The sequence below is a fragment of the Pedobacter sp. GQ55 genome (assembly GCF_059758925.1).
The window spans coordinates 119,783-134,868 of record NZ_JCAXEI010000012.1 but is presented as its reverse complement, the minus strand read 5'-3'; the positions used below and the strand labels follow the sequence as shown (position 1 = coordinate 134,868).

Below are 15,086 nucleotides of genomic sequence, written 5' to 3'. Positions count from 1 at the left end.
GATTTAAAATTTAACGTTTGCCCCTAAGTTGATGATCCTTTGCTGCGGATAAAACTGTCCGCTTTCACTGCTGCCTTCAGGATCATAATCTTTTACTTTAGTGATCGTGAATAAGTTAAAAGCACTTGCAAATATCCTTACTCCGGAAACTTTGATCTTTGATAGAAAATCTCCTTTCAGGTTGTAGGCAAGTTCTACGTTCTTAAGACGCAGGAATGAAGAATTATTCAGCCAGAAATTGTTTTTATAAGCACCTCCACTAACGGCGTTACCTGCACGTTCGGTTACTCTTGGAAAAGATCCGTTAGGATTAGAAGGGCTGAACCTGTTGTCGGCCCAACTGCTATAAAAATTACCTATACTACCTGATTCTGGCAATACATATTGACTTACCTTTGCTTGTCCTGCGAACAATACCGACAGATCGAAGTTTTTATAAGAGGCATTGAAGTTAAAGCCATAGGTAATTTGAGGAATGTTACCATATTTCGCCATGCTCATATCATCTGCATTGAGCACACCGTCACGATTATAATCTTCATAGATCAGGTCGCCGATTTTTGCTCCTGAAACATGAGGATTATTATCCAGATCAGCCTGGGTACGGAAGATGCCTATGGCATTGTACAACAAGTAGCTGTTCAATGGCCTGCCAGTCTTTTTTTGGTAGTCTAGCGTACCAGAGGCTTCATCGATGAAGATGACTTCACTTTTAGCATAAGTCATGTTACCAGACACGCCCCAGTTGAACTCATTCCCACGGTGCGTATAGCCCAGTGTACCCTCAAAACCTTCACTGTTGACCTTACCAATATTTTCTGAAGGAACCAGTGGATTGTAATTTGAACTGCCATCATTATAAGGGTTCACAATACCAGAAGATCCAGGGAGAGAGGCATTACGTGTTGCAAGGATATCGGACCTTTTTTGTTTGAAATAGATCGCCTCAACTGTGAAGTTTTTCAGGAATGTAGCGTTAATCCCTATGTCCAGTTTTTTTGATACTTCCCAGGTAATATTCGGGTTAGCAAGTTTTGACAAGCCCACTCCTGGTTGAATGGTTGCTGCACCACCTGGTGCTTGCGCCACAAAGCCATTACCTACCAAAATGTAATTATCATAGTACTGAAATGCATTTACATTGTCATTACCCAATGAACCATAAGAAGCTCTTAGTTTCAGTTCGTCGAAGAACTTCACATTATCACCGAACCATTTTTCTTTATTGATGCGCCATCCCGCAGAAACTGAAGGAAAAGTACCCCATTGTTTGCCAGGGGCAAAGATGGATGAACCATCACGGCGGAGCTGACCTTCAAACAGATATTTATCGTCATAAGCATACGCCAGTCTGCTGATTATACTCTTGCGGGTATAGTTTGAACTGTAACCAGAATTAAGAAAATCTGTTGCTGCGGTTCCACCCTGAGAAAGCTCAGGCAATTGGTTTGACAGGTAGTTGAAACGGTCAGCATCAAAGAACTCAAGGTTGTTTTTGCTTTGCTCATACCCCACAAAGGCGTTGATATCATGTAGACCAAAACTACGCTCAAAATTCAGTTTGATGTTTGAAGTAAGCAATGATTCTCGTCTTTGAGATTCTTTAAGAGTGGCTTTATTGTTATTACCTCCATAAACGCCTGAAGTGTACGTATCGGTTGACGCTTGATACTCATACAATAAATAGGGCTTATTAAAGGTTTTGGTAAATACATTGGACTTGTCTACAGAGAAAAATCCATCTGCCGACAGCCCTTCAATACCCGGTATCTGATAACTGCCTCTCAAGATGGCGTTAAGCACCTGTGTAGGGTTATTGCTGGTACCACCCAAATCTGTTACAAGTACTGCAGGGTTTGAGCCTTCTATCCCTCTTGTTGGCAATCCATTTGGATAAAATGCAGCTACAATAGGTTTAGAGCGGTAAAGTGATCTAAAAAGATCATTGGCGCCAGTTATTGGAAATTTGCGATTCTCTTCGCGGCCGGCAAGTGATAATCCCACTTTCAGACGCTTGCTGACATTTGCATCAATATTTGAACGGAAATTGTATTGTTTATAGCTGGTAACCCCATTTTTATAGATTCCGTCCTGATCGATCATACCAAGGGACATGTAATACTTCACATCGTCAGTTCCTCCGTTTACAGACAAGCTGTGCTGATTCTGCAGCGCCGATTTCTTGAGCACTGTCTCAGCCCAGTCTGTATTGGGGAACAAGATCGGATCAGAACCATCCCTGAATTTTTGAATTTGTTCTTCAGAATAAGATTGGTTCAAACCTCCTGATTCACTTGCGTAATAGTTGATCTCATTCATGATCTGTGCATACGTCGCTGCATCTGCAAGTTTTGGCAAACGGGTAGGTGAGCTAAAACCCTGATTAAAGCTGTAGCTAATGTTAGGCTTACCTGTTTTACCTTTTTTAGTGGTTACAAGGATTACTCCATTGGCCGCGCGATTACCATAGATCGCTGCCGAAGCATCCTTAAGTACCGACACGCTTTCAATGTCGTTCGGATCTAGGCGTTCCAAACCTCCGATTTGCCCGGGTACACCATCTACCACTACAAGCACGGCATTGCTACCGGTTGTGGCTTGCCCGCGGATCGTGATGCTCGAACCATCATATCCTGGTTCTCCTCCTCTATTGTTGATTACCACGCCCGAAAATCTTCCTGCCAATGCATTGGATAGGTTGGGTTGTGGACTTTTAACAAGTTCAGTTCCCTTTACCTGCGAAATAGATCCGGTTACCGTTTCTTTCTTTTGGGTACCATATCCAACAACAATCAATTCATTTAATGAAGTCTGATCGGGAGTCAACTGGATATTTAACAAAGTCTTTCCGCCAACAGGCAATTCTATTTTGGTATAACCAATATAAGTGAAGACCAGGATGGCATTATCAGGAGCATTTATACTGTATTTACCTTGTGCATCAGTGATCGATCCGGTCGTTGTACCTTTCACAATTACGCTTACTCCTGGTAAAGGGTTGCCCGCTTCATCGCGCACTGTACCTGTGATCACAGCTTGCCGAGCATTAAATGTTGAGGGTTTTACTATCAGCTCTGACGCTTGTGTCGACTGCGCCGAAAGCAGTACCGCGTTTATTACCGTTGCAACAAACACCTTCTTTGTCATCGGCCAAAGCGGAGAATATACGTTTCGTATAGTTTTTCTCATATCGATTTATATTTGGTTTTGAAATTATCCTGTCAACTGCTCCCGTTCAAGCGGAGGATTTACGTTGTGCGCACAACATAAATCCCCGATCTTCGATTGAGTCGACAGGGCTAAATTCGATGGATTTACAGAGAATCAAAGGGGGTAAACAACCAATATTAGAGGGGTAAAATTTAGATTCCGCCACAAAAACGGCTATTTTCTTACCACGTCCTTGTTTAGGGTAATATTTTTTGAAAAGTTCTTGCGGTATTTCTTGATGTAGTCTGAAGGATTCATCTCAAACAATTTATTAAATTGCTCTCTGAAATATTTAATGTCATTCATGCCCACCATAAACATGGTCTCTGAAATGGTGTTGTCTGTATTGATGAATATTTCAGCAGCTTTCCGTAAACGTATAAAGCGAATAAAACTGTTAGATGATCGTCCGGAAATAGATTTGATTTTGTTAAACAGGTTAGAGCGCGACATGCCAATCTCATCGGCCAGGATCTGAATATTAAAGCTTGGATCAGTGATGTGTTTTTCTACAATCCTGATGCAGTCTTGAAGGAAATCTCTGTACTCTGCCGAGATTCTAAAATTATTTGGGTTCAGAGTAACCTCATTATAGAAATATTGCTGAAGGCTGCTCTTGCTTTTCAAAATACCCGCAACTCTGGCAACTAACAAATCCTTATCAAAAGGTTTACTGATGTAATCATCAGCACCAATCTCAATACCTTTCAGTTTAATTTCAGGCGATGAACTGGCGGTCAGCAACACTATTGGAATATGGCATAAAGAGGTATCTTCCTTGACCAGGCTACAGATCTCTATTCCGCTAATGCCTTGCATCATGACATCACTGATGATGAAATCAGGAAGAAATTCCCTGATCATCTTCATCCCCTCCTCTCCACTTGCAGCAACATACAAGTTGTACCGGGCTTTGAAAACCTCAACCAGATAATCCCGGATCGATTTATTGTCATCTATGATAATGAGGGATTTTCTTTCAGAAGCAAAGGCTCCATCATATTGCTCAACAGTAGTACTTTCTTCCTGGTTAAGTGGACTTACCTCATCCTCAGCCAATTCCATTAACAGTAAAGAACTCGTTTCAGAAACAGGGAGAATCTGATCAATGTTAAGGTGCTCTCTTCCTTTCAATAAGGTGATAAAAAAGGTAGTCCCCTGATTCTGGCTACTTTTATAACTGATCGTACCGCCATGGCTCTCAATGAAATTTTTGACCAGATATAATCCGATGCCAAAGCCGGTTCTTAAAGAATTATTGTGGTCGGGTTCCTGATAAAACCTGCTGTAAATTTTCTGTCCCGCATTTTCAGGAATGCCAGATCCACTATCATTGACCTGGATCTTTACGGTATCCGACGTTTCAGATACCTCAAGGGAAACGCGTCCTTCATCTGGCGTAAATTTTATTGCATTTGAAAGCAGATTAAATATGGCAATCTCTAATTTTTCACGGTCTGCATAAATCTGTATATGATCTTGTGAAGAGATAAATTCATAGCTTATCTTTCTTGATCGTGCCTGATGTAAAAAACACAGGTATACTTCTTTACACAAATTAACGATATCCAGATCTGCAGCTTTCAACTTATCTGCCTGTGTATCAGCTTTCCTGAAAAGCAGCAACTGATCAACTAGGCTGAGTAGTCTTTTTGCATTCCGATAAACGATATTAAGGTTACTGGTATCTACATTTTTATCATCATGATAAAGCAATTCCTTAATTGGATTGATGATTAAAGTAAGAGGAGTTCTGAATTCATGAGAAATATTGGTAAAAAAAGAAAGTTTTTTCTCGTTGAGCTCTTTCTCTTTCTCACTTTCAATATTAGCTACCTTTATTTTATACTTCAGGTCTTCCTGTTTATTCCTGTACAGGATATATGCGTAAATGGCTAAACAAACCCCTATGGCATACAGAAGATAGGCCCACCAGGTCCAGTACCAGGGTGGACTGATGTGGATAACCAGGATTCTCCCCCTATTGTTCCATACCCCATCATTATTAGACGCCCTTATCCAAAGTTTATACGTTCCCGGATTTAAGTTTGTATAAGTTGCCTTACGTTGTGCGCCTACATAATTCCATTTCTTATCAAAGCCTATTAATATATACGCATATTTATTTTTTTCTGGATACCTGTAATTTAAGCCTACAAATTCAAAGGAGAAAACACTTTGCTCATAGTCAAGAGTCAGCTCCTTTACAATATTCAGGTTTTCTTTTAAAGGCCCGTTGGAAGTTGGGAGGACAGACTTATTGAACAATTGAAAATCTGTAAAATATACTGGTGGAATGATTTTATTTGAACGGATTGCTAAGGGATCGAACTTGATAATCCCCCTACTTCCGGCAAGATATATATTTTGCCCATCGTGGAGCATAACAGAATTCACGTAAACCCCATCGGCTTCATCAAAATTCCTAACCGATATATGCTTAGGATCAAACGTTGCTATTCCACTTTCGGTAGTTACCCACATGTTTCCTTCAGCATCTTCAGTAATGCCTTTGAATACATTATTGGAAAAACCATCCTTTTTCGAATATGTCAAAAAACGTTTCTCTTTAGCTAGATATTTATTCAATCCATCGGGTGTAGAAATCCAGATGTTATCATTTGAATCCTGATAAAGGTTTCTGATAATGTTACTGCTGATTCCAGTTCCTGAGCGTTCTGAAGACCTGATCACCTGAAAGCGTTCTGAGTTTCTGTCAAAACGGTTTAGTCCGCCCCCATATGTCCCAATCCAAATATCACCTCTGTTATCCTTTAACAAGGAATAAACGTGGTTATTGCTTAAGGAATACTTGTCATCCTTTTTGTTGTAATAATGTTTGAAAGTATTGTTATTGCTATTGTAAACTTTAAGCCCCGCATCGGTTGCCAGGTAATAGATGCCCGGATCAACCTCAAGTATATCCCGAAAAACATCTTCGTTAAAAAGGCTACCTAAAGCGGAGTGATGATTATGGTGAACAAATAGGTTGCGTTCCTGATCGTAACTATCAAATCCATTTTCGGTCAAAATCCATAAAACCCCCTTGCTGTCAAAATAAAGCTTACTAATATCGTTGCTCTTTAAGCTATTTGTTTGTACATTTTTTTTAAAGCCAGACATCTTTCCAGATTTATAATCTAGCGTAAACAGCCCCTTGCTGGTACCAATCCAGAGTGTAGTACCCCTGCTTGCCAGGCTATTCACTTCACAATTCTCCAGCTTAAGATCTGTCAAATCAAACTTATATTGCTGACGATCAATCTTCAAAACACCATTTCTGCCATTAATCCAAATGATGCCGTTGCGATCCATATAGGAATCTCCGAAAGCATAATTTGCCACATTTTTAATAGGCTCCCATTTATAATTCTGAGTATTCAACCAATAGAAACCAGTATTCCCTCCAACAATGAGCGTATTTTTTTGTACTGCCAAGATACTGTAGACACCGGTACTGGTCTTGTCTGGCAACTGAACTGAGCTGAAATCCTTTTTTTCCGGATCAAAACTAAACAGACCATTCCAGTAAGTACCAATCCAGATTATTCCGTTCTCATCATATGCAAGTGACCAGATGTCGTTTGGATTCTTGAGTCCGGGTAACTGCGTCTGCTGAAAGTTGGTGAAACGCTTTGTACGTTTATCAAACCTATTCAGGCCACCACTCCAGTTTCCAAGCCATAAGCTTCCACGTTTGTCTTCAACAATAGCGTTAACCGATTTCCCAACCATAGCACCTGTTATACCCGGATTGGGCTGAAAGGTGGTAAAGGATTTGGTTTGTTCATGAAATCTATTAAACCCATCATCTGTCCCAATCCATACGGTTCCCTCACGGTCACAAAGTAGCGACCATATTTTATCATTACTGATGGATGAAGCCACCTTTTCATCATGATAAAAACCCTGAAACTTTTCAGTAAGCGGGTCCAGTAAATTTAAGCCATCCATTGTCCCGACCCATAAGCGACCTTGATGATCCTCTACTATTGTGTTAACATAATTATTGCTGATAGAAGTGTGATCTCCTTCTGCATGATAAAATACTTTAAATGTATAACCATCAAAACGACACAAGCCATTTTCAGTGCCTATCCAAATAAAACCTCTTCGGTCCTTAAGCGTAGCTGTCGTATTTTTAGAGGGCAACCCGTCTGCAATAGTGTATGTCTTAAGTGCATAACTTCCATACAAAGATCGTTCATTGTTTCCTCCTGAACTTAGCTGTGCATGAACAGGCAGAAACTGAACTTCCATCCATATTAAAACAATAAAAAAATAACATAAACGCATGATGAACCTATGGATAGTAGGGTATAGTTGAGAGGGAAATTATCCCCGAAGATAGCATTTAGCCATCAATTTTAACAACCATCATGAATTTTTCACTCATATGAGGCCCATATGAGTGAAAAATTTTATTTAGTATTTTCCTGCGTTCAACTTACTTTCAGGCAAAACATATTTCCTGTGAACTTTATCCAGTACGACATAAAGAGAATCATTATTTTCATTTATCCCTTCCAGGGTAACTTTGTTTCCATCAATAGTATGATATTTGAGGATTAACCTGGCCCGATTTGAACTCCGCTCAGGACGAGCAAATTCACGGTCTCTTCTGGTAGACCAGGCACGTTTATCGATCATCCTGTTTTCATCACCTATATTCTCCCATGCAGCTTTACTGATCCAGTTATCCGTTTTGCCGCTTTCCTTCTCATCTGAGCCAACCGCTCTGCCTCGCCCAGCTCTTGAAGCAAGGGCATTTTTATCCTGCAGATAAAGTACATGTTCTACAGTGTCAGCATAGTAATGAAAAGCGCGCTGCCCGCCCGCGGTACCGGCAATTTCGAATGTACGCTGTATATCGCGCATCGGACTGCCACCACCATTGGATGGATCTACTATTACTGGTTTATTAATCCTGAATGTCAGCGTGGTCCATTTTTCAAAGGTAGCTTCCTTCCATCGTACACTATCTAATGGAGAATATGGAATCTCCTGTCCATTTATTTTAAACACCGTAACATTATAATTGCCCCTTAATGCTTTCACCCCTGCTGTTGATGGCTGTTTATAAGGATCATACTTAAAATTGATCACTTCGGTATAAGTCAGAATTACAAAGAAAATAAGGATGGTAATCCCCTTTAACGCAATTCTGGTATATTTGTATATCGGCTTACTGTAATCAGGATAGTAAAATTGCGGTACGGTATAGCGCTCAAGAATCAGCAGGTTGTATAATCTTGGCACGTCTGCAGCGATGACTAAGGTGCCAAGCAAAACAAAATAGAAGGCATATACATGCACACCACCATCATAAGCATAGTTCACAAAAGTAATATCGCCTAATGCACCAATGAGCAATATGGCACCATAGGTAGCTGTCTTTCTGAAGAGCAATAAGGCGCCAGCAGCAAGCTCTACTATACCACCAAATACCTGATACCAGGGTACTATGCCAACGGAAAGCCAGTAGATTTTTTGTGCGGTAAAGTCGCCAAAGTCTGTATTAAGGAGGCCCAGTGAAGGAAAAGGCATTTGAGTTGGGAACAATTTTGTAAAACCAAAACCAATAATCCCTATAGCTGCCCTGAAACGTACAACTACAGTTAGCCAATAATATAATACATTGTAAGATGGCCTTTTTCGGTCGAACAAACTCCAGACCAAGCCTACTACTACTGCTATAGCCAATGCGTTTCCCCATGAACTATAGTCGCTAAGCCAGCTCCTTTTTCTCTGAACATTGCTTTCATTGCGCTGTGCTCTCTCTTTATCTGAATCAGCCTTTGATGATTCAGCTCCTTTTACCCGCTTTAAGGAGTCGCTGCGACGCTGTTTTTGAGGACTGGCGGCATCTTGTCCTTCCCCATCAGCAATGTTTGGGCGCCCTGAACTACCGAATAGCACAGGGGGCGCATTGGTACCAAAGCGTGCAATATCATATATATCGCGATAATGCGGATTTAGCCAGTCGATGGCAATTAAATTTTTATACCAGCCACTACTTAGCGGAATGGATACCAGCAAGAAGAACACAAATGTAATGCGAAATGCTATTTTCTTACCTATTGACCATTGAGTTGGTGTATTTTCTGAATTATTCATTTTCTGGAGTATTAAAGTTTCAAACGGTTACGACGGCCAAGTTTGATTGGATACTTCTTGTCGATTTTGTTCAGCAAAACGTAAACGGAATCTTTTGAATTGTTAACGCCCGAAAGGATTATTGTTGCGCTATCTGGCCTACTATACTTCAATACCAGTTTATCATTCTTGTAATTACTGTTTTTGTTTTGCAGCAACAACAGGTGGTTTACGGTATCTGCTTTATAGCTATAATAATGTCTTCCGCCAGAACCAGCCAACTCATAATTTCTGTCTTTATCTTTATAGCTAATCTGTTCATAGTTGGTAGAATCAAGTATAACCGGTCTGTTTGAACGGATACTGATTGTGGCCCATTTTTCAAACACCACATCCTTCCATCTTATTGAATCTGTAGCAGAATAAGGGAATGCCTTGCCATTGAGTTTAAACTCACTAACATTATAAATCCCACTAGCCTCCTTTAATCCTTTTGTTTTTGGAAACTGATAAGGATCGTTCTTATAACCCTTGTAGGTTTTAAACCCGTAAACAAACACAAAAAAGAAGATCACTGCAGTTTTCAAAACAATCCTGCCATTTTTTAACCATCCAGTAAATATGGGTTTAAATAAATTCGGCACAGTTGGTTTACCAAGTGAGATCAGGTTATAGATTCGTCTTGCATCGTAGGCGAATACAAATATAGCCAGCGAGATCAGGTAAAAGCTGTAAACATATTCTCCGCCTTCATAGGCAAGGTTTGAAATGAACACATTACCTGTAAATACCAGTATAATAAACGCGCCTATTGAGGCTGTTCTTCTGAAGAACAAGAGTATGCCTGCAAGCAGTTCCACTCCACCAAGAAAAGACTCGTAACCAGGTACTACACCAAGGCTCAGGGAGAATATCTTCCAGTCGGTAAAATCGCCATAACTGGTATTCAGATTGCTGATGGATGGAAAGGGCGCCTGTAACGGAAAAAACTTGATAAGCCCGTAACCGATAATCCCTATAGCGAGCCTGTACCTCAATATGGTTCTTAACCAATAATACAAAATGCTATAATCTGTATCTGGTTTCTCTTTTTTAGCCCATATTACAGCTCCCAGTGCTGCTATGATGGCAATAATGATCCAGTCAATAAAACTTCCCGTAGCTGAACCAAAGCTGGGAAAATACCTGGTAATGAAAAAAATATCTCCGTACTTAAGGTTAAACCAGTTAATGGCAAAGATCCCCTTATAGTATTTCCAGTCCAGCGGAATGGTTTGAAGAATGAAATAAATGAAAAAGAAGCGCAGGGCAGTTTTTTCATAACCTTTCCATTCAGGAGAAGATTGGTCTAATTTAATGGATGTCATAATCTATAAATTTTAATATCCTGGATTATTTGGCCTTAGTGCCGGATCTATCAGCAGCTGATCATTGGGAATAGGCATCAGGTATTTCCTGAGGTCAGTAATGTTCAGCACAGCAGACGCCCTTGCTGTTCTTACCAGGTCAAACCAGCGGTGCGGCTCAAAAGCAAATTCAACTCTTCTTTCATTTTCAATAGCCAGCAGCACATTTGCTTTGGTAACTGCAGGTGTTCCCGCCAGTCCAGCACGCTCTCGCACGGCATTCAGGTCAGCAACGGCACCGGCTAACTTATCATTGGCAACAGTTGCACCGTCAGGAGCCTGGTTGCTTCGTGCTTCGGCACGGATCAAATAAAGTTCAGCTATGCGAATCAGATAAGAAGGATCTGTTGCAGGGCTCCTGTAATATAAATTGCCATACCAACGGCTCTGGTTGTCTTTTGCCACAAGAACGCTTCTTGTACCTCCAATCAGTGGATCATTTACCAATGCTACAAATGCATCATTGGGTGCCCATTGGCGAGTTCCTCCATTTTGCTGAGGCTGCCATTGTCCACGATGCCCATTGGTTTCAGCAGCACTGTAAAAGAGTTCGAAAACAGACTCCTGGGTAGCCCTGGCATCGTTTTGAAAGAAACTTCCAAAAGGTTTCAGTAATTTGTAATTCGCGTTATCAACAATCAGCTTTGTTGCATACAATTCGGCATTTGCCCAGTCGCCTCTATACAAATAATACCGCGACTTTAGTGCCCATACTGTTTTTCGGGTAGCCCTATGCCTGTCTGTAGTTTCAGTTAACAAAGGTTCTGCCTTATCCAGATCGTTCAGCACTTGTGCGTATACTTCATTTTGCGGACTGCGCGGAATTCCGCTGTTATCAGTTGCCGTTTCAGTAGGCTTGGTGATCAACGGTACGCTACCCCAGGTGCGGGCCAGATCAAAATAGGCTAATGCACGAATGAAATAAGCCTGACCAACAATCTGGTCTTTTGTACTTTGGTTAAGGAGCGGATCTGTTACCCCAGGAACCTTTTGAATAACCTGGTTGGCCCGGCTTATGGTTAGGTAAATAGCAGACCAAGCACCGCTGATGGTAGAATTGTCGGCACTAACGTTATGATTTACGAATTCCTGAACCTGTGATTGTGAACCTGTCCATTGTATGTTATCCCCATTGAGGTAACCTATTGACTGAAATGTGGTACCATAATAAGATCCGGATGCTAGCGCAGCATAAACCCCTGTTAATGCAGTTTGCGACGATGCATTGTCGTAGATCGTCTGTTTGTCTGACACTGATGCGCGAGGTTCTACATCCAGGTATTTCTCGCAAGAGGAGAAGGACAGGATGCTAAAGAAGGACAAGATATATATTGTTTTTTTCATGATTTCTAATTTCTTATCTCTGATTATAGGGATACATTTATACCAAATTGAAAACTCCGTGGCTGTGGTGGTGTACCCAGATCAATCCCCTGCGCATTTTGTGAACTGCTGGCAGAAGACTCAGGATCAAGGCCTGTATAATTGGTGATCAGGAACAGGTTATTCGCCGTTACTGACAATCTTACCCTATCCAGCTTGACCCGTTCTGTAATGGATTTAGGGAGTGTATAGCCAAGTACCAAAGAGCGCAAGCGCAGGAAAGAGGCATCTTCCAGCCAACGGCTGCCATCATCTTTATAATTGTTGTTGTTAATTCCGTCGGGTCTTGGCGTGTTTGTTACATCACCAGGTTTCTGCCACCTGTCTACGTTACTGGCAAAAATGATGCGGTTCGCATCACGTGCTCCACCGGCTTCGCCAAAAAACCGGTTGTGGTTATACACCTTGTTTCCATAAGAGAAGGAAAAGAACACACCCAGGTCTAATCCTTTATAGGCAAAGTTATTGCCCATACCACCAAAGAACTTAGGCCATACGCTGCCATAGATCTGCCGATCTGCAGCAGTGATCTTTCCATCCTTATTGTAATCATCATATACCACGTTACCCGTTTGTGGGTCTACATAAAGCTCCTTGTATAGGTAGAAGGAGTACAAAGGACTTCCTTCTATATTCCAGATCAGGTCCCTGCTTCCAAACTTCACCGGCGCAGACAATTTCTCTATTTTATTCTTATTTCCGGATATATTGAAACTGGTGGTCCAGTTAAAGTCCTTTCCTTTAATATTGGTAGAGCTAATTCCCAGCTCATAGCCCCTGTTACTGATCTCTATCTGATTTTTAGTATAACTGCTAAAGCCTGTTGTAGCCGCTAGCGGGCTGGAAATTATGCCATCACTGGTGTATTTCCTGTAGTAATCAAATGAAAATGCCAGTCTGCCCTCAAATAAAGAGAGATCAAATCCTGTATTGAACTGGGTGGTTTGCTCCCAGCCAAGATCAGGGTTGGCAATTTGCTGAGGAGCTGTACCTGGGTTTCCAAGGTATGATGACCCTCCAGACCAAAGGCCTAACGAAGAAAAATCATCGGCACCATTCTGGCTTCCTGTAATACCATAACTGGTCCTGATTTTCAGATCAGTGATGAAGTCCACATTTTTCAAAAAGTTTTCTTCTTTAACCTGCCATGCTGCACCTACGCCAGGGAAATATCCCCATTGTTTATCCTTTCCGAATGCAGATGATCCATCCGCACGCAGACTGAAATCAAGCAGGTATTTGCCATCGAAATTATAATCCAGCTTAGTAAAGAAGGCAGCCAGATTCCTTCTTGACCACCTTTCTGAACCAGTAGTTACCGCAGCCGAGGAAATAACCTTGTACGAATTGTTGGCAAAGCCCCTGCCGGTAGCCGAAGTGGTACTGCTGACATCGCTTTGCAGTGTATTGCCCACTAAAATGCCGAATGTATGTTTATCATTAACCTTAAAACTATAGGAAAGTGTTTGTTCATTAAGCAGCGAGGTGCGCTGACCGACAGATGAAGTAGCCAAACCATTCGGACTTCCCAAGATCAGGAAAGTATTCCAATATTCAGATTCAGGATAATTGGTATAGTCCAAACCAAAACTGGAACGAAACTTCAGCCCCGGCAAGATTTCTGCCTCGCCATATAGGTTACCAATGTAACGTAAACTGGTAGAGTTGATGTCGTAATTTTCAAGCAAAAGCTGTACGTTATCAAAGCCAGCTCGACCTACCAAAACTCCCTGTGCATTATAAGGTGACAGATATGTAGGCGTGTGTAGTGCCGCCTGAAGTAAACCACCAGCTGGCCCATCTCCTGCCCGGCCCTCATTGCGGTGTGTCCTGCCCAGGGTATTGCTTATGCCCACTGTTATTTTATTGGTGATCTTCTGATCAAAATTTGCCTTGAAGCTGGCACGATCGAAAGATATAGGCGCCAGGATAGACTCCTGTTTGTTGTACCCCGCAGAAATGTAATATTTGGTTCCATTGTTTCCACCTGTCAAAGAAAGGTCGTAATTCTGCAGTGCACCAGTACGAAAAACCTGACCCAAGCGGTCGTAAGTTTGCTGCTCTTCAGGTAAGCCTCTGCCACCTTCGGAAACAGGGCGGAACGGACGGGTAGCAAAAGTTCCACCAGTATTGATGTAATTCTCATTAATCAATTCGGCATGTTGCGGTCCGGTAGCCAGATCCCATAGTTTGATGGCTTTTGCAAAACCATTATTTACATTCAGATCAAGCTTCGGCTTCTGGTTAAAGTTACCACGCTTGGTGGTAATGATAACAACCCCATTGGCTCCCCTAACCCCATAAAGCACAGTTGCTTCAGCATCTTTCAACACAGAAATACTCGCAATATCGTTCGGGTTAATGTCGGCAATAGGCGATGTGGATTTACCACCTGTATCATAAGTCTGCAAGCTGCTATTACTTATAAATACGCCATCGATCACATACAAAGGATTGTTGTTGCCATTAATACTGTTAGCACCACGCAGCCGAATGTTTACAGTCTCACCCGGCACACCTGTATTATTGGTGATCTGTACACCAGCTACTTTTCCCTGAAGCTGCGATTCAAAGCTACCACCGGGAATGTTCTTTACATCATCAAGATTGGTTTTTACAACAGATCCGATTACGTTTCTGCGTTCCTGCGAACCGTACGCCACTACTACCACATCATTTAATTGATTGGTAACCTCCTTTAATTCTATTTCTATTGTTTCAGTTTTAACGATGATCTCTCTTTTCTCATACCCGATAAAGCTAATAATCAAGATGTAGGGTAGCTTTTGACCAGTTACAAAGTTGAATCTGCCATCTTTGTCGGTCTGCACTGAATGCGTGGTACCGGTAATACTTACACTGGCACCGGCAATTCCCTTTCTGGTAACCTGATCTATGACCTGCCCTTTTAATGTAGAATTGACGATTGTGTTGGTCTGTGATCTGGAGATCAATGGGATAAATAAAAACATTACTAGACTGCTAAATAGC

At 41.5% G+C, this 15,086-nt stretch carries 6 protein-coding genes; all 6 read right to left on the bottom strand.

Annotated features, from left to right (window positions below; translation table 11 throughout):
- Window positions 1-3: 3 nt before the first annotated feature.
- Window positions 4-3,189, bottom strand: a complete 3,186-nt coding sequence (locus tag AC6CH7_RS23195) for a SusC/RagA family TonB-linked outer membrane protein (protein WP_498264973.1) — start codon at window positions 3,187-3,189, stop codon at window positions 4-6.
- 195 nt (window positions 3,190-3,384) lie between these two features.
- On the bottom strand, window positions 3,385-7,470 hold the full coding sequence (locus tag AC6CH7_RS23190) for a hybrid sensor histidine kinase/response regulator transcription factor (protein WP_498264972.1): 4,086 nt from the start codon (window positions 7,468-7,470) through the stop codon (window positions 3,385-3,387).
- A gap of 165 nt (window positions 7,471-7,635) precedes the next feature.
- Window positions 7,636-9,327 carry a hypothetical protein gene (locus tag AC6CH7_RS23185; protein WP_498264971.1) on the bottom strand — a complete coding sequence of 564 codons (1,692 nt, stop codon included), beginning with the start codon at window positions 9,325-9,327 and terminating at the stop codon, window positions 7,636-7,638.
- Window positions 9,328-9,338: 11 nt separating this feature from the next.
- The gene (locus AC6CH7_RS23180; RefSeq protein WP_498264970.1) at window positions 9,339-10,673 is read right to left on the bottom strand and encodes a DoxX family protein; all 1,335 of its coding nucleotides are present in this window, start codon (window positions 10,671-10,673) and stop codon (window positions 9,339-9,341) included.
- 12 nt (window positions 10,674-10,685) lie between these two features.
- Window positions 10,686-12,056, bottom strand: coding sequence for a RagB/SusD family nutrient uptake outer membrane protein (locus AC6CH7_RS23175; protein ID WP_498264969.1), 1,371 nt, complete (start codon window positions 12,054-12,056; stop codon window positions 10,686-10,688).
- A 23-nt stretch (window positions 12,057-12,079) separates the two neighbouring features.
- The gene (locus tag AC6CH7_RS23170; RefSeq protein ID WP_498264968.1) at window positions 12,080-15,067 is read right to left on the bottom strand and encodes a SusC/RagA family TonB-linked outer membrane protein; all 2,988 of its coding nucleotides are present in this window, start codon (window positions 15,065-15,067) and stop codon (window positions 12,080-12,082) included.
- Window positions 15,068-15,086 lie beyond the last annotated feature (19 nt).

Excerpts from the sequence above, each read along its gene's own strand:
- AC6CH7_RS23170 (WP_498264968.1), bottom strand. The coding sequence starts at position 15,067 with ATGTTTTTATTTATCCCATTGATCTCCAGATCACAGACCAACACAATC.
- AC6CH7_RS23180 (WP_498264970.1), bottom strand. The coding sequence starts at position 10,673 with ATGACATCCATTAAATTAGACCAATCTTCTCCTGAATGGAAAGGTTAT.
- AC6CH7_RS23185 (WP_498264971.1), bottom strand. The coding sequence starts at position 9,327 with ATGAATAATTCAGAAAATACACCAACTCAATGGTCAATAGGTAAGAAA.
- AC6CH7_RS23175 (WP_498264969.1), bottom strand. The coding sequence starts at position 12,056 with ATGAAAAAAACAATATATATCTTGTCCTTCTTTAGCATCCTGTCCTTC.
- AC6CH7_RS23190 (WP_498264972.1), bottom strand. The coding sequence starts at position 7,470 with ATGGAAGTTCAGTTTCTGCCTGTTCATGCACAGCTAAGTTCAGGAGGA.
- AC6CH7_RS23195 (WP_498264973.1), bottom strand. The coding sequence starts at position 3,189 with ATGAGAAAAACTATACGAAACGTATATTCTCCGCTTTGGCCGATGACA.